Source organism: Paenibacillus sp. p3-SID867, from assembly GCF_025142895.1.
GTDB lineage: Bacteria > Bacillota > Bacilli > Paenibacillales > Paenibacillaceae > Paenibacillus_AQ.
Window position 1 is genome coordinate 12,601 of record NZ_JAMBDM010000013.1, and the last position, 20,158, is coordinate 32,758.

18 protein-coding genes and 1 riboswitch are annotated in these 20,158 nt (G+C 47.3%); of the genes, 15 read left to right on the forward strand and 3 right to left on the reverse strand.

From position 1 onward, the window contains the following. Positions 1–154 precede the first annotated feature (154 nt). On the forward strand, positions 155–2,386 hold the full coding sequence (locus tag M4D81_RS23950; protein WP_260068271.1) for a stalk domain-containing protein: 2,232 nt from the start codon (positions 155–157) through the stop codon (positions 2,384–2,386). A 285-nt stretch (positions 2,387–2,671) separates the two neighbouring features. Here M4D81_RS23950 and M4D81_RS23955 read toward each other — a convergent pair whose 3' ends face one another. After that, positions 2,672–2,842: a hypothetical protein gene (locus tag M4D81_RS23955; RefSeq protein ID WP_162487518.1), complete on the reverse strand. Its 171-nt coding sequence runs from the start codon at positions 2,840–2,842 to the stop codon at positions 2,672–2,674. A gap of 41 nt (positions 2,843–2,883) precedes the next feature. Next, the gene (locus M4D81_RS23960) at positions 2,884–3,873 is read right to left on the reverse strand and encodes a beta-propeller fold lactonase family protein (protein ID WP_260068380.1); all 990 of its coding nucleotides are present in this window, start codon (positions 3,871–3,873) and stop codon (positions 2,884–2,886) included. 732 nt (positions 3,874–4,605) lie between these two features. Here M4D81_RS23960 and catA point away from each other — a divergent pair. Next, positions 4,606–5,259, forward strand: coding sequence for a type A chloramphenicol O-acetyltransferase (gene catA, locus M4D81_RS23965; RefSeq protein ID WP_260068381.1), 654 nt, complete (start codon positions 4,606–4,608; stop codon positions 5,257–5,259). A 239-nt stretch (positions 5,260–5,498) separates the two neighbouring features. After that, positions 5,499–5,828, forward strand: a complete 330-nt coding sequence (locus tag M4D81_RS23970) for a four-helix bundle copper-binding protein (protein WP_260068382.1) — start codon at positions 5,499–5,501, stop codon at positions 5,826–5,828. Between the two features lie 1,611 nt (positions 5,829–7,439). Here M4D81_RS23970 and M4D81_RS23975 read toward each other — a convergent pair. Beyond that, entirely contained in the window at positions 7,440–8,645 is a 1,206-nt protein-coding gene (locus M4D81_RS23975; protein ID WP_260068272.1) for an MFS transporter, read from the reverse strand. Between the two features lie 150 nt (positions 8,646–8,795). On the opposite strand from M4D81_RS23975, the gene M4D81_RS23980 reads away from it, so the two are divergent. From M4D81_RS23980 to M4D81_RS24035, 12 genes are all read left to right on the forward strand, one after another. After that, entirely contained in the window at positions 8,796–10,046 is a 1,251-nt protein-coding gene (locus M4D81_RS23980) for an aminotransferase class I/II-fold pyridoxal phosphate-dependent enzyme (protein WP_260068273.1), read from the forward strand. Positions 10,047–10,197: 151 nt separating this feature from the next. After that, positions 10,198–11,010, forward strand: a complete 813-nt coding sequence (locus M4D81_RS23985; RefSeq protein WP_260068274.1) for a helix-turn-helix transcriptional regulator — start codon at positions 10,198–10,200, stop codon at positions 11,008–11,010. Positions 11,011–11,131: 121 nt separating this feature from the next. Then, positions 11,132–11,557 (forward strand): VOC family protein, encoded by a 426-nt coding sequence (locus tag M4D81_RS23990; protein ID WP_071218495.1) that lies wholly within the window; start codon positions 11,132–11,134, stop codon positions 11,555–11,557. Between the two features lie 32 nt (positions 11,558–11,589). Beyond that, a riboswitch (purine riboswitch) is annotated at positions 11,590–11,689 on the forward strand. 67 nt (positions 11,690–11,756) lie between these two features. Next, a complete protein-coding gene (locus tag M4D81_RS23995) occupies positions 11,757–12,920 on the forward strand; it encodes an MFS transporter (protein ID WP_071218494.1) in 1,164 nt (387 codons plus the stop codon). A 402-nt stretch (positions 12,921–13,322) separates the two neighbouring features. Beyond that, the gene (locus M4D81_RS24000; protein WP_260068275.1) at positions 13,323–13,799 is read left to right on the forward strand and encodes a MarR family transcriptional regulator; all 477 of its coding nucleotides are present in this window, start codon (positions 13,323–13,325) and stop codon (positions 13,797–13,799) included. Between the two features lie 74 nt (positions 13,800–13,873). After that, a complete protein-coding gene (locus tag M4D81_RS24005) occupies positions 13,874–14,458 on the forward strand; it encodes a nitroreductase family protein (protein ID WP_260068276.1) in 585 nt (194 codons plus the stop codon). Next, positions 14,455–14,901 carry a nitroreductase family protein gene (locus M4D81_RS24010; RefSeq protein ID WP_260068277.1) on the forward strand — a complete coding sequence of 149 codons (447 nt, stop codon included), beginning with the start codon at positions 14,455–14,457 and terminating at the stop codon, positions 14,899–14,901. Before M4D81_RS24005 ends, M4D81_RS24010 begins: the two co-directional genes overlap by 4 nt. Before the next feature lie 241 nt (positions 14,902–15,142). Further along, positions 15,143–16,060 (forward strand): HPr(Ser) kinase/phosphatase, encoded by a 918-nt coding sequence (gene hprK / locus M4D81_RS24015; protein WP_071218491.1) that lies wholly within the window; start codon positions 15,143–15,145, stop codon positions 16,058–16,060. A gap of 157 nt (positions 16,061–16,217) precedes the next feature. Beyond that, positions 16,218–17,012 (forward strand): DUF2935 domain-containing protein, encoded by a 795-nt coding sequence (locus tag M4D81_RS24020; protein WP_260068278.1) that lies wholly within the window; start codon positions 16,218–16,220, stop codon positions 17,010–17,012. Between the two features lie 422 nt (positions 17,013–17,434). Beyond that, positions 17,435–18,940: an arylsulfatase gene (locus M4D81_RS24025; protein ID WP_260068279.1), complete on the forward strand. Its 1,506-nt coding sequence runs from the start codon at positions 17,435–17,437 to the stop codon at positions 18,938–18,940. Between the two features lie 113 nt (positions 18,941–19,053). Further along, positions 19,054–19,305 carry a hypothetical protein gene (locus M4D81_RS24030; RefSeq protein WP_260068280.1) on the forward strand — a complete coding sequence of 84 codons (252 nt, stop codon included), beginning with the start codon at positions 19,054–19,056 and terminating at the stop codon, positions 19,303–19,305. A gap of 61 nt (positions 19,306–19,366) precedes the next feature. Next, positions 19,367–20,020 (forward strand): M48 family metallopeptidase, encoded by a 654-nt coding sequence (locus M4D81_RS24035; RefSeq protein WP_260068281.1) that lies wholly within the window; start codon positions 19,367–19,369, stop codon positions 20,018–20,020. The last annotated feature ends 138 nt before the right edge of the window (positions 20,021–20,158 follow it).

Consider the following 20,158-nt stretch of genomic DNA (forward strand, 5'->3'; position numbering starts at 1 on the left):
AGTCATCGTGCTGTTGCGGGATTTTTCATTGGTTTTACAATAATCTATTTTATCGTAAATATTATTAACAGATCAGAGAAACTTTTTTACCAAAATTTGCGTCTAATAGTATGACCTAAATAAATATCAAAAAAGGATTAGAAGGAGTTATGGAATGAAACTGAAGAAACGATCATTGCTAACCGTATTGGCTGTTGCCCAATTAGCGGCAGCTTATCCGGCGAGCGCGGATGCAAATACCGCAGACAAATCACAACAGTCAGTCACCCAAGAAGTTTACGAGCAAAACGCTGCGGCAACCAAAGCGGTAACATCCGGGGGTACAGACGCTGCTCAAGAAGCAACAGAAACAACAGAAACAACGGAAACAACTACTACGACAGAGACAGAAGGGTCTCAAGAACCGAATGAAACAGGAACAACCGAAGTACCTGTAGAGGAAACCGGCGAAGTGCAAGATCCGGCAACAACAACGGGAGAGCAGGGCAACCAGAATAACCAGCAAACCGTGACGGGTAAAGAACTTATTCTATATTTTAATAGTACAAAAATGGTACAAGACGGCATTACCTACAATGCACCGCAGCCGATGCAAGTCAAAAAGGGAGTATCCTATGTTCCCATTCGTGCCCTTGTGGACCGTGTAGGCTTCAAGGTCACTTACGATAAGAAGACCAAAGAAACCGTTATTACCAAAGGAACCAATGAGCTTCGCTTCAAAACAGACAGCAGCAAGTATACCGTGAATGGCGTAACCAAAGAGATGAAAGGAACCTCCTACCAGACGAAAAGCACCTTCATGGTTCCGTTGACAGCTATAACCCAAGCGCTCGATATTCAATATAAAGTGGATAATGTAGGCAAACGTGTCATCATGAATCTGGAAACCAAGCCAGTAGCCAAGTTTACGGTGGGGCCTAAGGAGATTTATGCAGGACAAACTACGGTGACCTATACACCACAGCTGGAGAATGTACAAGGTGAAATCATCAATGAACGCTGGGAAGGCAAACAGGATATTTTCGATGCACCAGGCCAATACATAGTCACTTACTCGGTTCAGGATTCTACAGGAGCGTGGAGCGAGCCTTATAGCCAAACGATTACGGTCATTCAGCCGAATCTTCCGCCTGTTGCCATGTTCGAGACCGATAAGTCCGAGTATAAAATGGGTGAGTTGATTACCTATACGAATCAAACTACAGATGACCAGGACAAGCCTGAGGATCTGACGTACAAATGGGAGAATAAACAGTATGCTTTCTTCACACCGGGCGTTTATACGATCAAGTTAACGGCCACGGACAAGAAGGGACTTAGCTCCACCTACGAGACGACGATTAACGTGACGAACGAGACCTTATATCAAGAAGAGGATTTCAATATGCTCTTTATCCCGGAAGGGGAAAAATTCACGTTCCTCGGCAATGTGACTTCGCGTCCGAAGATTAATTACGATTTTTACGACGAGCCAAGCACGTTGATTCGCAGTAATAGTCCGGAAACCGTCAACAGCGAAGGTATTGTGTACCAAGAGACGGCGGTTGGCGATATGCGCTTTATGATTCACCATGTGAATAATTTGAATAAAAATGTGAAAATGTACGTTATTGCAACGAACAAGAACAGCACCCCGGTAACGCTTAGACAAGATTACTTGGGATTTGCTGGTCCATCGCCGATCGCAACGGCAGCAGGCAAGAAGTCTGTGCTGAACTATTTCCAATCCATGCAGGACGATTCGAAGCGGGCTTCAGTGACGCTTGCACCAGGCGAACAGAAACTGGTTATGACGGAACTGAGCGATGTGAGAATGAAGCAAGGACATGTCATTTCCCTATACTCGGATATGTACAGTGACCTGCCGATTCAGTTCGATGTCGTGATGATTGATGAGAAATCCGATCCATTGAAGGTTTTAAGCACGCTGCCCATCCTGAATCGCGATGGGGTTCATAACCGTGGAACCTATCCGGATTCAACACGAGTCATCCGTTATTCCGAACTGGTAGGTGCTAATTCCGAGCGTCTTGTACTTGGAGACAATCAGGATGACCCTAACCTGGAAGGTATGGACCCTATGGTTGGGGACATTACGCACAACACGGGTAACTTTGGTGTCCTGTATAAAATAACATTGGATCGCGTAGCGCCGGATACTCTGATCTCGTTTAACCCGCGGGGCGGTAAGTACTCGGGATATGCCATGGTGAATGGAACGATTGTACCGATCTATTCTCTTGGACAGGTAGCTCCAGGCGAGCAAGCGGTCCTCTATCGTACAGGCGATTACGAACAAAAGGTTGAAATCATGCTGACGGCTGCGCCAGGAAGCAATTTGCCAGTAAACCTGCTGTTTACCCAAATGCCTGAAGCACATCATTAAGATTGGATTGCCTATAGGCTTCACGACTTAAGCAGCTGCTTGAGGAGTGAAGCCTTTATTGTTGTTAGGAGAAATTAACAAGGAGCGTGGTGCGGCTGCATAGGCGAAATCGTTACCTCATGCTGGGCACTCCGTCTTCTTTTGTTGAGTGGGGCGGCTAAGTGTATTTCCTCATGCGGAGCCTCCGATTTATTTAGAGATTCAGGAATACATGCGCTAGTGCCCAGCTAATGTCAGAAAATACAACATATTTCTCAATTTTCGTACAGGAAGCGGAATATGGTATTACTCACGCTCTTGAAGTGGTGTCCGATCAACACCCTTTAGTAATTTATCTTTAGTCATTTGGACAATGTGGATTGGAATACGATATTTCTCCGCAAGCTGAATGCTTGTGATGTCTGGATGCTCATTCAGTTCTTTTTGAATCCAAGCACGGATATCATTTTTCCGCATATTACACCTTCCCTCATCGATTATTGATTTCTATGAACCATCTAGATCGTTATAGGCGTTATGCCAATCCCTGTGTATCCCGTATTAGTTAATGGTATTGAGGTAACCGTGTTGGATGATGTATTAATGATTGAAATCTCGGGAATCTGAAAATTAGTTATATACGCACGGGTGCCATCCGGAGTAATCGCAATGCCGCTCGGACCTAGACCAACGGTGATCGTTGGAGCAATAACCGTGTTGGCGGCAATGTGAATGATGGATACCGTATTAGAGCCGGCATTCGTGACATAGGCCCGAGAACCATCAGGGGTAATCGCGATTCCGGTAGGGTTAATCCCAACAGGGATGGTCGCAATGACCAGATTGGAGGCGGTATCGATGACGGAGACGGAGGCGCTTGAGAAATTGGTGACATACACTCGCGTACTATCCGGAGTAATTGCCACCTCCCCAGGAGACAAACCAACCGGTATAGGCAACCCGAGCACCGTATTTGAAGCGGTGTCGATAACCGAGACGGTTCCATCGGTTGAGTTGGCGACATAGGCTCGCAAGCCGTTCGGCGTAATGGCAATTCCGTTAGGACCGGCCCCTACAGGTATTGGAGATCCGATGACCGTATTTATGGTCGTTTCGATGACAGAGACCGTACTGTCAACAAAATTCGTGACGTATACCCGCGAACCATCTGGCGTGATTGCATTTCGATTGGCACCATCTCCAACGGGAATCGGAAGACCGATGATGGTGTTGGAGGCGGTATCAATCACTTGGACATTATCATCGTTAAAGTTAGTTACATAGGCACGAGTTCCGTCAGGGGTGAAGACAATATCGTTTGGACTATCTCCGACTGGTATGAAGCCCATTATGGTATTTGTAGCCGTATTAATGACGGTGATGACATCGTTGAAAGCAAATAAAGCATAAGCGAAGGGACCGTGGTCCACGGAATTGATGGAGCATACCGGAATGATTCGCGTTCCGAATACACCGGTAAGAATAACCGTTCCTTCTCCGGTTCGCAAAATCCGACCCTCGATACTATCGGTGAAGCCCGAAGTTGAAACCGAAATGTATTGATTGTCTAATTGCAGCAAAGTATCTCTCAATTCTTCAAAGCAGGGATCCGTGGGGCTTTCACCCGCTGGACCTTGAGGACCCTGGGCACCTTGTGGGCCTGGTACTCCCTGAGCACCTTGAGGACCGGGGATTCCTTGCGGTCCTGGTGGTCCAGGCGGACCTGGAATACCCTGAGATCCAGGTAATCCTGTAGTACCCTGTGGACCTTGTATGCCTGCGGTTCCGTTTATGATCGTAGGCGGAGGACATTTTACTCGGATCACTTTCCTTCTGATAATAATACATCGACGTTTTTTCTTTTTCGGTTTACGTATGAGAATCATTTTTTTCTTCCGACAGCGCTTGGCCTTCCTAGATGGACACCCCATCCGCGAACACCTCCCCTTGAATTGGTATATCATACGTAACCTGTGCATGTGTTGAGTGCACAAGTACCCAGTGGGCGCATAAACAGACACCTATTTTTTTTGATGGCTGTATCATTTATAATAATGAAGCTGGGCAGATTTCAGATAAATTCGAAGATATAACAGATTGTTAATTTAAAGGAATAGCTGTAAAGGTTAAAATATGTAATAGTTCTACTACTACGGAAACTTTGGAGTGATGGCGTGTGATTAGATCAGTGGATGTACCCTCCTGAAATAGAACGAAATTATTTTAGGAGGGCAAAAATGATGAAGTTTCACATTATTAATGTTGAAGAGTGGACGAGAAAGCCTTATTATGAGCATTATCTTCGATCGAATAAATGCACCTTCAGCATCACCGTGGATATCGACATTACTCGCTTGTTGTATTCGTTAAAAGCTAATGGATTCAAGCTTTATCCAGCTTTTATTTATATGGTTACAAGAGTTGTCAATGATCGGGTTGAATTCAAAACTTCCTATAGTCCCGAAGGGGAATTGGGTTACTGGGATCGGATGACGCCGAGTTATACCTTTTTCCATAACGATGACCATACCTTCTCCTGTTTATGGACAGCATTTTCGAATGATTTCTATCGATTTCATGATCATTACGAGCAGGACATGGAGCAATATCGGGATACAAAAGGGCTGTTTGTTAAAGAGAATCCACCGCCGAACACGTTTCCCATATCCATGATACCCTGGGCAAGTTTTAGCGGATTTAATCTAAACATTGTCAATGAAGCAGACTATCTTCTTCCCATCATAACCGGCGGAAAATATACCGAGCAGGGTGGCCGTATGCTGCTTCCAGTCTCATTGCAGGTGCACCATGCTGTGTGTGATGGTTATCATGCCAGCATGTTCTTTCAGGAGTTGCAGAGCTTGGCGGATTCTTTTGAAGATTGGTTAACTTAATACATGATCAAAATGAGCAAGATTCGTGATCAACATGAGCAAGATTCATGATCAAAATGAACTAGATTTATGATCAACATGAGCAAGAAAAGACGACTGCGATGCAGTCGTCTTTTCTGTTGCCAATTGTATCGAAATATACAACATCCTCATATCATCTTCACAAGTTTTGGTTAATTACATACAACCTTGAAAAAAGGTAATCCCTATGATCGCTAAAACCGAAAGGAGAATGTATGATGTCACATGAACAATTTCAACAATGTATCGAGGAATGCTTGCGCTGTATGGTAGCCTGTAACCATTGTTACACCGCATGTTTGGATGAACATGATGTGGCGATGATGAAAGAATGTATTCGCTTGGATCGGCAGTGTGCGGATATTTGCGCCTTTGCGGCTCAAGCGATGTCCACGAACAGTATGTATGCCAGAGAACTATGCAGGATCTGCGCCGATGTCTGCGAAGCATGCGGTAACGAGTGCAAGAAGCATGATATGAAGCACTGTCAAGAATGTGCTGAAGCATGCTTTCGATGTACGAAAGCATGCCGGGAGATGGCTGCTTAAATAGGGCATCCATTGAACAGTAGGATGATGCGGGAAGAATCGCTATAGGCGGGAATCGGCCTATTTTGGGCACATGCGGGCAGAAGAGGCTCTCCTAAATGCTGAGATTCGCTCGTTACGAAGTCTGTGTGGAGGGGGCCAATTCTATATGCGCCTATTAAGAAGATCAAGAGGACAGAGGATCCGTAATATGCTGAAGTCGGTACATATGGAGTTCATGCGAGCAGAAGAGGCTCTGCTATTTGCAGAGATTCGCTCGTCTATAAGGCCAGAGGATCCGTATTGCAGGAATCTGTCTATTTTTTGGGCACATGTGGACAGAAGTGGCCCCGCTATGTACTGAAATTCGCTCGATATGGAGTCCGGGAGGACAGAGGATCCGTTATTTTGCGGATATCGGCCGATTATGGAGTTTACGCGGACACAGGATCCGCTATTGCACCATACTCACGGACTAATCCCCCAAAAATCTCGCAATAGCGGATCTCTTGTCCGCATATTGTTGCTAAATGGGTAAAAACAAGGGAATAGCGGAACCAGTGTCCTCAAATATCCAACTCGGCGGATGTTAACGATACCGGATGGCGGTATCCTAATGAGGGCAACTCGGTGGATGCTAACAATGCCGGGTGGCGGCATCCTAACGAGGGGCCTAAACGCGGCTAATCGCTGCTGAGCTGAATTAGTGTTGTACGCGGGGCTCGACCTATTGTTGGACATGCGGGCAGAAGGCAAAAGAGGCCTCGTCACATGCTGCGATTCGCCCAATGGGGATCATGAGGCCGGAGGATCGATATTATGCCGAAATCGGCATGTTCTGGGCACATGTGGAGAGAAATGGCGCCGCTATGTGCTGAAATTCGCTCGATGTCGAGTCCGGGAGGACAGAGGATCCGTTATATCGCGGGAATCGGCCGATTATGGAGTTTATGCGGACACAGGATCCGCTATTGCACCATAATCACGGACTAATCCGCCAAAAATCTCGCAATAGCGGATCTCTTGTCCGCATATTGTTGCGAAATGGGTAAAAACAAGGGAATAGCGGAACCAGTGTCCTCAAATATCGCAACTCGGCGGATGTTAACGATACCGGATGGCGGTATCCTAATGAGGGCAACTCGGTGGATGCTAACAATGCCGGGTGGCGGTATCCAAACAGGGTTCTGTACGCGGCTAATCGCTGCTGAGCTGAATTACTGTTGTACATGGAATTCGGCTAATTTTCGGACACATGCGGGCAGAAGGCAGAAGAGGTAGACAAAAAGCTTACGCCGTTTCATATTGGGTAAGCTTTTTGAATGTTCCTCCTTTCTTCTCCTTAGTTTTCCGTTGAAACAAAACGTTATTACTGTGACATTCTTCCGATAAGGTATCCGTTCTTAATTACTGTGACATTCTTCCGAAAAGGTATCCGTTCTTATTACTGTGACATTCTTCCGATAAGGTTACTGTTCTTATTACTGTGACATTCCTCCGAAAAGGTATCTGATCTTAATTACTGTGTCGTTCTTCCGATAAAATATCTGTTCTTACGAGAGCGACCGATTTCCGGCTGGTACCAAAAAATCCCTCTCTTAAGGAAAATGAGAAGGATTGAAGAATAGCGGTCTATGATGCTTTAGCTGATGTCAGCAGCGTTAAGTCCAGTTGTTCTTGATCCAGTTGATGGCAGCGGGAAGTAACGGCAAATGCTCCGATAGCGAACACTACTGCAGCCCAAGGCAGGTATTCAAGACCGACGTTATCCACGACAAGGCTGCCCAGCAGGGAACCGATGGCGATACCCAAATTGGATGCAACCGGCATGAGCGTGGAAGCGAAGTCCTTGGAGCCGGGAGAAGATTCATCCGCCAGGTCAATCAGGTATAGCTGAACGGCGGTACTGAGCGCAAAGGAAAAGCAGGCGACCAGCATTAACGACACTAAGGCCATCCAAGGGAGTGATAGGGTAAGGGCAAGAGCCATCATAATCATCGCTTGGATGGTGAAAATCACTTTCAATTTTACCCTTGAATTGCCTTGTGCTACCTTGGCCCCGAGCCAATTGCTAAGAATCGTGAAAGCGCCGTAAGCCAGCAGAACAGTGCTGATCCATTGCTGCGGAATCCCCATCACATTTTCCAATAGCGGCGTTATGTACGTGTATACGATAAAAACGGAGCCTACGCCAAGGACTGGAATGAAGAAGGCAAGTCGGATTCGCTTGTTCTTGAACAAGGCAAACTGCTGTTTCATGGAGCTTACGCTAATCGTATTGCTCTTTGGTATGACAGCCAGCATCAAGGCTAGCGGGATGATTCCAACCAATGATGTAACAATGAAAGCCGTTTGCCATCCTGCCATTTGGCCGATCTGCGTTCCGACGGGAACGCCAAGGACATTGGCAATCGAGAAACCTCCGATGATCCAGGCAACCGCACCGGCTCTGCGGGAAGCACTCATATGCTCGCTGGTCGCGGCAATCGCCAGCGATAAGGTTAGTCCGCACAGCATCGCGGTCATGACGCGAATGAATAACATGACAGGGTACGTAGTGGCAAAGATGGTCAAATAATTAAACACTAACACTGCAATATACGCTGTCAGAATGGTAACATGCCGAGGTATGCGTCCGAGCAGCGTTACGGCAAACGGCGTTCCGAGGGCATATGCAATGGCGAAGCTGGATACGAGGACGCCGGCTGCGGCAAGCGAAATGCTGAGACTTACGCTGATGTCTTTTAACAATCCAACAATGACATATTCGGTAGTACCTAGTACGAAGGCGGCAAACGTAAAGGCGATAATAAAGACGGTCTCTCGTGTTCTGGTCATGGTTGTCTCTTCTCCTGATTTCTCTTTTTGTATGCTTCGATCTTACGTTATGAAAGGCTTTTCAAGTCAAGCCTGAAATGAGGATTTCAAAGAGATGCTCCTCCACCTTCATGCTATAATGTAGGAAAAAAAGTGGAGTAGGTGGATATCTTGCCGAATCAAACTTCCAAACGCACATGGCGTGCGGACAAACTATCGCAGATCGGTTCTTCCATATTTGCCGAGGTCAGCGAGTGGAAACAAGAGGCTTCTCAAGCAGGAAGACATATTATCGACTTAAGCATCGGCAGCCCTGACCGTGGCCCTTCCGAGGATATCCGTGAGGTGCTTAGCCAAGAAGCGCTGAAAGCAGATAATTATACATATCCAGGCACAAGAGGAACCATGGAGTTCCGAGAGCAGTCGGCGGCTTGGATGCAGCATCGATTTGGCGTAAAAGTTAATCCGGATACCGAAATCCTGGCTTTGATGGGCTCCCAGGATGGACTATCGCATCTGGCTCAGGCCATATGTAATCCGGGGGATGTAGCCATTGTGCCGAATCCGGGATATCCGATTTATGCCGGGGCGCTTGCGATTGCAGGCGTAAAGCCCTGGTATCTTCCACTGAAGGAGGAGTTTGGATTCGTGCCGGATCTGGACAGCATTCCGGAAGAGATTTGGGCGAAAGCGACCTTCATCCTGCTGAATTTTCCGGGGAATCCGATTGCGGTGCGGGCCGATCTTGCTTTTTTTGAAAAGTTGATTCGTTTGGCGAAAAAATGGGACGTGCTGATCGTCCATGACCTTGCCTATTCTGAAATGGGTTTTGACGGCTACCGCCCCATGAGTATTCTGCAGGTCCCCGGTGCCATCGACATCGCGGTAGAATTCCACTCCTTCTCCAAGAGCTTTAACATGGCAGGGTGTCGCATCGGCTTTCTTGCCGGTCATGAGGAAGCAGTGAGCGCGCTGCGGGAGTACAAAAGCAACATTGATTTCGGCGTATTCAAGCCTGTACAGATTGCGGCTGTCCATGCACTGCGTCAAGCCATGGCATCTGCCCATGAGGAACAGGGTGTCGCTTCACTATATGAACAACGGCGCGATGTCCTCGTGGCATCACTTGCCGAAGCGGGATGGGTTGTTCCTAAGCCACAGGCCACGATGTTCCTATGGGCCAGGCTGCCTGAAGCATTCCGTGATCTTCAATGGAGTTCGCGCCGTTTCGCCCGCGAATTACTGCTGGAAACCGGCGTTGCGGTTATTCCTGGGGATGCTTTCGGCTCCGAAGGAGAAGGCTACGTGCGAATTGCGTTAGTTCAGGAAGAAGCGGCCCTGCGCGAAGCGGCGTTGCGAATAGGAACGTTTATTCAGGGGGGTAATTCGCCGGCACCGAACACATCCGAACCTTTGTCATGAAAGACGGCAGCGAAGTAACGGAGGATTGGAAGGTTTACATTACGACACGTGACGGCCATGTTATGCGAGCAGGGAGCATTAATCTAGTTGCTATAATTGAATTGTTCGTTCGAGTCATTTGTATATCCAACGTAAATAAGGGTGAGCACACTTGCGGAACTATGTCCCTATACAAGCACCAACGATAGAAAACCCGTCTCCGGACTCTTCATACACCTATCAAGAATATCTGCCAAGCCCGTCATTAACTCCTTATGTGGCCTGTTATTGGACCTTGGATTATCAAGCTTCGTCACTTCAGCAGCCGCTTCATCGCATCCTTCCTGACGGCTGCGTCGATATTATATTTAATTTGAAGGCACGGGATACTTCAACCTCCGGCTTCATTACCGGACTGATGTCATCTTACGAAGCCGTGAGACTCACGCAGGATCAGTCACTGTTCGGTATTCGTTTTTTTGCGGAAACCGTCCGCCCATTCATCCATTACCCAGCTTCCGATTTCCGTGAGGGTCCTGTATTCTTGGTGGAAGCATGGGGGCTGGATGTAAATCAGCTGAACGAGGAAATGGTCACGGCTCTGGATTCCGCTCACCGAATGGAATTGATTGAAAGGTTCTTAATGGGCGTCTTGGGCCGGAATAACGTCCGTTCGGAACCGCTGCTAGAGCACAGCATGCAGTATCTGTACGCCGCTAAGGGGAGAATAACGGTTCGCGTCTTGGCGGAAAAACTTAATTATAGTGAGAGAAACATAAGAAGAACATTTCAGAAGGAATTGGGCGTCAGCCCGAAGATCATGACGGAGATTATTCGTTTTCAAAATATGCTGCAGGAATTGCATCAGACCAAGCCGACCCGGTTTCCTGATATCGCTGCCAGCTACGGGTACTATGATCAACCTCATTTTATTAACAACTTCAGGCGTTTATATGGCATGTCACCGAAACAGGCTTTGAGGTGATCGATGAGTGAACTCTCGACGTGTAGGCGCACGTTGTCCGTTTTTTACAATCTTTTGATAGAGCCATCGACGAAAATATGTAAGAGGTTAATGATGATGATGCATAGGAGGTAATGTGATTATGAAGGCACGTATATCCGTACTTACAATCGGCGTTGATGACCTGGAGCGGTCATTGAAGTTTTACCGTGATGGACTCGGCCTATCTACCGAAGGGATCATTGGGACGGAGTTTGAGCACGGGGCTGTAGCATTCTTTGATTTGCAGGCAGGCGTGAAACTGGCGATATGGAATCGCAAAGATCTGTCAGTTGAGGCGAATGTTCCTCTGTCTTCTCCGAGTTCCTCGGAGTTTACCATCGGTCACAACGTCGGCAGCAAGGAAGAAGTGGATGAGGTGATGGAGCAAGCCAGAAGGGCGGGGGCAACGGTAACCGTGCCAGCACAAGACACATTCTGGGGGGGCTACTCCGGCCACTTTCTCGATCCGGACGGGCACTTGTGGGAGATCTGCTGGAATCCTGCCTGGGATCTTGATCTTTCGTAACGGATGTGATAAATTAAACAACGATCGTTGCGGAACTGAATACAATATTTAAATGTATAACCTCATTAATATGGTCTGAGGGTCTCTACCAGGAACCGTAAAATCCTGATTACAGAAAATGTATCTCATTTTTTGTAATCAGGATTTTTTTGTTGATTTTAAGCAAATATGACATCGAAGAAAGGGGATTCCATTCCAGATGAATCTGAAAGTATTAATTCTAGCGATTTCGACGATATCCGTCGGGCTGGTTGAGCTTATTGTTGGCGGAATACTGCCGCTCATTGCGGACGACTTGCATATTTCACTCGGTACGGCTGGTCAGCTGATTACCGTGTTCGCCCTGGTCTATGCGGTAGCTGGACCGGTTCTCCTTGCGCTTACAGCAAGAGTGGAGCGGAAACGGCTCTATATGATTTCCTTATTTGTTTTCTTCATTGGTAACTTGCTGGCTTATGTAAGTCCAAGTTTTACGTTGTTAATGGCTGCCAGAATATTAACCGCCATGAGTACAGCGCTGATTATCGTGTTATCGTTGACCATTACTGCCAAGGTGGTTGAGCCTGCACATCGGGCGAAAGCATTAGGCGTGATTTATATGGGGATCAGCTCGTCATTGGTGCTTGGCGTGCCGCTCGGCATTTTGATCAGTGAAGCTTTTGGATGGAGGGTATTATTCCTCGGTATCGGCATTCTGTCGATTGGCTCCATGATCTTGATCTATATGTTCCTGGATCGGATCAAACCTGAAAATATCACACCGTTATCCGTTCAGCTCAAGGCGCTCGGCAAATCGAAAATCGCTGGAGCGCATCTCGCCACCTTGTTCATGCTTGCAGGGCACTACACCATTTATGCATACTTCACGCCGTTTCTTGAATCGGAGCTTGGGCTGAGTCCATACTGGATCAGCATTTGTTACTTCCTGTTCGGACTATCCGCAGTCGGCGGTGGGGCGTTTGGAGGCGCTCTCGCCGACCGGCTGGGCTCGAACAAGAGCATTGTAATCATCATTACGTCATTCATGCTGGTACTGTTTCTACTCCCGTTCTCTACATTCTCAATCGGCGTATTTTTAGTCGTGATGATGGTATGGGGTGCATTAAGCTGGAGTCTGGCTCCTCCGCTGCAGAATTATTTGATTCAAGTGGATCCAGGCTCGTCCGATATCCAGCAGAGTTTTAACAATTCCGCGCTGCAAATCGGTATTGCACTGGGATCCGCTATCGGCGGCCTCGTGTTAGAGCAGGGAGGTACCGTAGCCAGTACGTCTTGGGTAGGCGGAGGAATCGTCATGGTGTCGCTAATTTGCGCCGTATATTCCTTAACGAGACCTGCGCTCTCGTTGAAAACAAGCAAATAGTCCATTTCTGCAAATCAAAAGGCAGCTGCGACCGCGCAGCTGCCTTTTTTTTCTCCATTGGAAGCATAAGGTATAAACTCGATCTGCAGGCAAAGATACGGCTGCGTTTCAAGCAGTTATGGAGAATGGATGGAATTGACACCGAATCGAAATAACCTTAATATTTAATTGTTTCATATGAATAAATATTTGGAGTATTCATTGGTATACATCCGTAATTTCTGTTTTTTTATTTATTCTGTTGAAACAATAATCCGAAGTAAGGGGGGCTTAGTATGGCTGGATGACTGGAAATATCTTTTCTTTCCGGGGTGTAACTTCTGTTGTATACTCATATTGTTTCTTGCGAAACGAACTTTGGTTATAATGAAAAAAACAATGAGTCGAGGAGCTTGCATAATCATGAGTACGAACAAAATGATAAAAAACACTATCCATGAAAATTTCATTCAATTTCTGCAACAAAAAGAACAATATGAGAACCGGCTAAGCAGCGCTTTTATCGAAGAACTCCGGAAATTAATAGAGATAGAATCCACCCTAAACATAACGGAACTGCATACGATCGCGTGTATTGGGGAGCAAGAACCGATTAATGTCACTTCCATTGCCGAGTCCATGAACTTAAGCAAAGGGAACACCTCGAAGATAACCAATAAATTATTGAAGGCGGGGTGGGTGCGCAAAGCCCAGCTCAATGATAACAAAAAAGAAGTGTACTTCCGGCTAACAGCGGCCGGAAAAAGGCTTTTTGCCATTCATGATGAGTTCCATATCAAGGAGCAGCAGAGGATGAACGAGTTTTTGGAAAGATATAGCGATTCCGAGCTTGATTTCATTAAGCGGTTATTTGGAGATTTGGCTGACTTTTATCATTAAGAATATGTTCGCTGTTGCGATCCTTGAAGAGTTCGAAGGGGAATTCAAGCGAGCAATGGCTGGGGGTTGAAAACATGAATTACATGAAGACGATCAGAGAACGAAGAAGCATCCGCAAGTTTAACTCCATCCCCGTGGACCAGGAGCTGGTGGTAAATTTACTCTACGCTGCACGGCAGCTTTATCCTTCCAGAGAGGAAGTGGTCTTCCGAAGCGTTTATGCGGGGTCGGCGGATGCGAAGGAACGTTTGGCTTCCAGTATGCTGGAACCCTTGGTGAAGAACAGGCTGGTTAAATGGGTGCCGGAGAAGGTTCGGGATTTCGTTCGGAAGAGGGTTACCGATATACCTGGCCATCTCATTATTATTGCCTCTACTGATGCGGACAGAAGGAAAAGTGATATGAATTATGCAGCGGTCTGCGGGATCATGCAAAATTTTCAGCTTCTTGCCTGGCAGCGTCGGCTCGGTACCTTGTGGGACACCGAACCGATGATGCAGAGCAAGGAATTATTCGATCTGTTGATGCTGCAGCCCAATGAGAGACTGGTTGGTATTTTTCATCTGGGTTATTTCGATAAGGCTCCAAGAGGCAGAGCACGAACTCAAGCAGAAAAGAAATGGACGATATTAACGAGCGGAGGAGGGGTCATTGGATGAGTTATAGCGCTAGACCCGTTTCCGAGAATCATATTTTGGAATTATTGAATGTTGCTGTATGGGCTCCTAATGACGGAATGCGGGAACCTTGGCGGTTTATATTTATCGGTTCTGACAACACAGACGTGTTATCTGATTTACAGGATCAGGCTCCGGCTTATCTGATATTGGTCATTAAGGAAGATCAGGATCCGCATAAAAGAGAAGAGGATTACGCAGCTGCAAGCTGCCTCATGCAAAATTTCCGTCTGCTTGCTCAGGATCGCATGCTCCATGTACGAATGACGATGAATGACTGGATTTATGATAGAGTATGCACCCGTCGATTTGGTGTTCATGATGGTGAACGGATCGTTGCCGTGCTGGAAATGGGATACGATGGACAATCCATGGAGCCTGTGAAGGTAGAGGACGCGCCTGACCTTACCTTTGAGGTATTGTAGATGGGTGCCCTGCAAGCCTACGATAAGGATCACATTATATACTCACAAGAGTCGCCAAAATTGGCGGCTTTTTTGATGTATCACTAACGGCGCATGTATATAGACAGTCGTAGCCGTCATTGATCGCTGATGATCTGGAAGATTGACGCTGTCTGATAGTATGGAAGCAAATAGGCAGGAAAGTACCTGTTGTTCGTTGAATATATCCGAATACATACTGCAATCGCAGGAGGAGAACAACATGAAGTCGATCACCGTTCAAAGTATTACGGAAATTTTTCATTTGGAAGTACTGGCAGGAGCCAATCGCATGGATCGCATGATTACCCGTCCACAGACGCACAGGCCGGGACTGGAGTTTGTCGGGTATTTCGATTTTTTTCCTATGGAGCGCGTGCAGGTGCTCGGTCGCAAGGAAATCAACTATTTACTGACGCTTACCATAGAAGAACGCAAGTTACATATCGGGAATATCGTCAAATATCATCCGCCGTGCTTTATTGTCACGTCAGGACAGCAGGAGATTCCTTATCTGACCCTTTTCTGTAACCAAGAGGGCATACCGTTATTGCGGACAACAGAGACGACTACGGAATTCATCGCCAAGTTGGACAGTTATTTGGTGAAGACCTTGGCACCGGAGATGTCAATCCATGCGGTATGTGTGAATGTATCGGGCATAGGAATCCTGCTTCGGGGTAAATCCGGGATTGGCAAAAGCGAGACAGCTCACACCTTGATCAGACGAGGTCACCGGTTTGTGGCAGACGATATTGTTGTGCTTAAAAAGCTGGGCCCTTCGACTCTTCTTGGCACACACAATGAGACAACCCGCGAGTTTCTGGCGCTGCGAAGCATCGGTCTGATCAATGTCGTTCGTCAATACGGGCGCACGGCATTTCAGGACGAAACACGAATCGTGCTCGATATTGAGCTGTCGCCTTGGCGTGAAAATTCCCTAAACAACGAGCTGGAGGCGGTGCCTCAGTTTACAGAGTATTTAGGCATTCAAATTCCGCATATCGAGGTTCAACTTCAGCCGGGACGCGACGTCGCCAGTCTTATCGAGGCGGCGGCCAACAATTGGTATCTGAAACAACTTGGATACAGCGCGGCTGAAGACTTTATGAAACGAATCGAAAACGAAATGCAGTCGTAAGGCGGCGCTAGGCAAACAACGGAACACTTTCAATCCCGTATTTTGTCGTGAATGATGCTCGAGCCGCGAATATGGTATGATTACCCCTTCCGCGTTCTACTCCGCTGTCAGCAGCATATATTTTCTGAGAATAACGCTATTGGGAGGGGCAAGATCAATGAGTGATCCCTTGTATGAGCACCGGTTTTGGCTACAGATTCTTGGCGACCACTGTCGTTTTATTTTTACCGCACTTTCCCCCAAGGAAAAAGGGGATATCGCTACAGCAGAGTCCTTAATGGCTAGATTTGATATGCTGCTTGGGGAGTCGCGGCGACCCGATGCCTCCACATTCATCGAGAAACTGACGAAGGATGCCTATAAAGCCACTTATGAACTGCGCGAGTTCAAGCTGAAATTGCTGGAACGACAGCTTGTAGGCAAAATTGATTTCCTTCTGACACCTTCCTTTGTCAATCATATGGTAAATGAATTGGAGGAATACCTGCGGATATTACAGGCGTTACAAGAAGGTAAGGGCGTACCTCTGTTTCATCCCTTGCACTATGATATGGTTTGGCTGCAGGATGCATTTGGTCATGCAGCAAGCCTAGCGGCCGATCTTGATTTTGCTGAAAAGCCGTTAATTGCAAAAAGCATGGCGTTTCAAAAAGATTTTGAAGGTTTTTATCTAAAGGCGGTAGAAATGACGGGTTATTTAAGGACCCAATTAAAGGATTTTCCTGCTATGCGTAAATTCCACGCTGATATAGATCTGGAAATGAGGGTGTTCATGCACTTTTTGGCAGAACTCGAAGAATTTGAACTGCGCGGGGAGGTGCTGGACCGGATTAATCCGCTGATGCCAGATCATATGTATCGTGAAGAGTGCTACTATTTGTCCAAGTTGGCTGCACTGGGTGAAATACAGAATCCGAACTGCGATCCGACGAAGCCGAGAGTCACGGGTTGAAGAATAGTAACGTAAGCCATGCATCCTGATCGAAAGCTTGTCTTGCGATCCATGCTAATGAGGTTCGTCAGGAACTAAGCAGGGTAGCCCGTGAACTATGAAGATAATCGGACGCCCCCAGTACGCCGAAATAAGATGCGGTGGCTTCAATGGATCGTGGAGCAGTTTGCCAGCATCAAAACGAAAGGAGCCGCAAAATTGCGGCTCTTTTTCACTTATAAGGTGAGACTCATCAACTGTTCCTTGTACAGGGACATTAGGAGTTCAATAAAAGGAAATGAATGAATTCGGACGAATACTTTCAATAGAACATCTCGTTTATGGGAAACTGCAATGCGTTATTAGTCAGTGGGTGCCGTCCCGATAAAATGGAGTTGACCAAAACCAAGAAAGCGCGAGGTGTAGTTGAAGGGGGAAAAGTGATGAATTCGAGTCAAAATCTGGGAAGGCCGAATGTTTTGCTCATTACAGTCGATCAGATGCGCTTTGATTGTCTCAGCATAGCGGGTCATCCTGTCGTCGAGACGCCTAATCTGGACGAGCTTGCGAGGACTGGTGTGCGGTTTAGCCGTGCATATTCAGCCACACCGACCTGTGTACCTGCAAGGGCAGCCATATTCACCGGGCAATCACAGCGGGCACATGGCCGGGTAGGCTACCAGGACTGTGTGCCATGGGATTACAAGAGAACGCTGCCGGGGGAACTGGCCGGTGCCGGTTATCATACACAGTGTATCGGCAAAATGCACGTCTACCCCGCACGAAATCTGATGGGATTCCACAATGTCATGCTCCACGACGGTTATCTGCATCACAACCGCAATAACCATAGTATTCCGATGCAGGAGCATTACGATCAAGTTGATGATTACTTGCCATGGCTTCGTGCGAGAGTACCCGGCGCGGATATGATTGATCTCGGTCTGGATTGCAACGCATCGACCGTCGCCCGTCCTTGGCATTTGGCAGAAATGCAGCATCCGACGAATTGGGTGGTAACGCAGTCTATTGATTTTTTGCGTCGCCGGGATCCCGGAAAGCCATTCTTCCTGTGGATGTCTTTCGTCAGGCCCCATCCACCGTTCGATCCCCCGCAGGCGTATCTGGATCTGTATGAGGATGCCGATATTCCGGAGCCGCCGGTTGGTGATTGGGCGCAGACGGAGGACCCCGATCTGGCAGGGTACTCCCCTATCACAGGGCGGGGACTGGTACCGAAACGCCGCTTGCGTAAAGCGATGGCTGCCTATTACGCCCTCATTACGCATCTTGATCACCAAATTGGCCGCTTCTTGCAATCATTGAATGAATATGGAGAGCTGCAGAACACTGTGATTCTGTTTACATCGGACCATGGTGAGCTGCTTGGAGACCATCATTTATTCCGGAAGTCTCTTCCGTATGAAGGAAGCACCCATGTGCCGTTCATCGTCAACGATCCGGGCAACCGATTAGGCTTGCAGCGCGGCATGGTGTCGGATCAAGTGGTGGAAATGCGGGATATTATGCCTTCGCTGCTGGAGGCGGCTGGCGTGCCTATACCGGATACGGTCGAAGGAGAAAGTATCTGGAGACTTGCCTCAGCAGGAAAGGAAGAAGGGCTAAGCACTCAGACATGGCGTCATCATCTGCATGGCGAGCATGCACAAGGGGTACAGTCCAATCACTGGGTGACTGATGGGAAGGAAAAGTACATTTGGTTCTCCCAAACGGGTGAGGAGCAATTTTTTGACCTGGTTCTTGATCCGCTAGAACTGCATAATGCGATTGCGGATGAAGACCGTCAAGAACGCATCAGATATTGGCGCTCTGTGCTCATACAAGAGCTCGATGGACGTGAGGAGGGTTATACGGATGGGCAGCAGCTGATCATAGGCCGGAAACCAACCGCAACACTATCCCATATCTTGAATGGAACGGATTCTTGAACGCAGAATCAGCAAGATAAAATAAGAAAAAGGGAGAAGAAGCGGCCAAAACGATTCCCGGCATGCAATCCAAAACATGGCGAAACGAAGTGGCGCCACGGGGAATATGGGAAATGATCAAATATAAGCCAAGCAGTACAGCCAATCAAATCGAAGCATCCGTTTTGATTTGCTATGGTGAGTTCGATAAGGAGACGCAGGGCCCCCAATCGGCAGAGCTTATCAAAAGCCTTCCTAAAGCGGAGGTGAAATCGTACCCCGTTACGCATTTCGAATTTTATGAGCACGGTATTCGGGAGCGGATCATATCCGATCAGATCGATTTTCTCCAGCGGAATTTTTCCGTAAATCCTGCCACCCAATAGAGGAGGATTCGGTTCAATTCTGTTACAATGGAGATACATCCTTATAGAAACGAAGTTGAATATGAAAATTGAACTAGGACAACAACAAATAGAATGTCATGTAGAATACGGTCCGCGGCAAAAGATGTCCATCCATATCGATCCTTCAGGTCTGGTTACGGTGAAGGCGCCGAATCATACAGGTGATGATGCCGTGCTAAACGCCGTAAGGCAGTATGGGGATAAGATTTTGAAACAACTGCAAGCGATTGAGTCAGCTCGAAATGCTCCGAAGGTGAAAACATACGAAGAGAGTGGCAAGTTCCTGCATCTTGGCCAATATTATTCGCTTGATGACTTAATCGAGACCCAGGGGCGTACGGAAGATGCGCTCCAACATGAGCTGAAGAAGTTCTACTTTGCCAGCTGTAAGAAGGTGATCGGGGAGAGGATTAAGATCTATCAGAAGCAGCTGAAAGTCTCGCCTAAATCCTTCACCATTGAGGAGTCGCGAACAAAGTGGGGTAGCTGCAGCTCTTCCAAACATCTCACCTTTAATTACCGTCTTGCGATGGCGCCCCTTGAGGTCATTGACTATGTGGTCATTCATGAGCTCTGCCATCTCATTCACATGAATCATGATCGCTCTTTCTGGCGACTTGTTGGCAGCGTGATGAAGGATTACAAAGCGAAGGAAGCGTTCCTCGCGAAGTATGGACACGCCATGACTTTATAATATGATGGAGAACAAGCTGTACAGAATGCGTTAGCATGGACGTAAACAAGCAGCTGAGATCTGGCCAAACGAAACGAATCAAGTTCAATAACAAAAACTTTTGCAAAACTTTTGCAAGCTCGAGCCGCCAATTTGGCG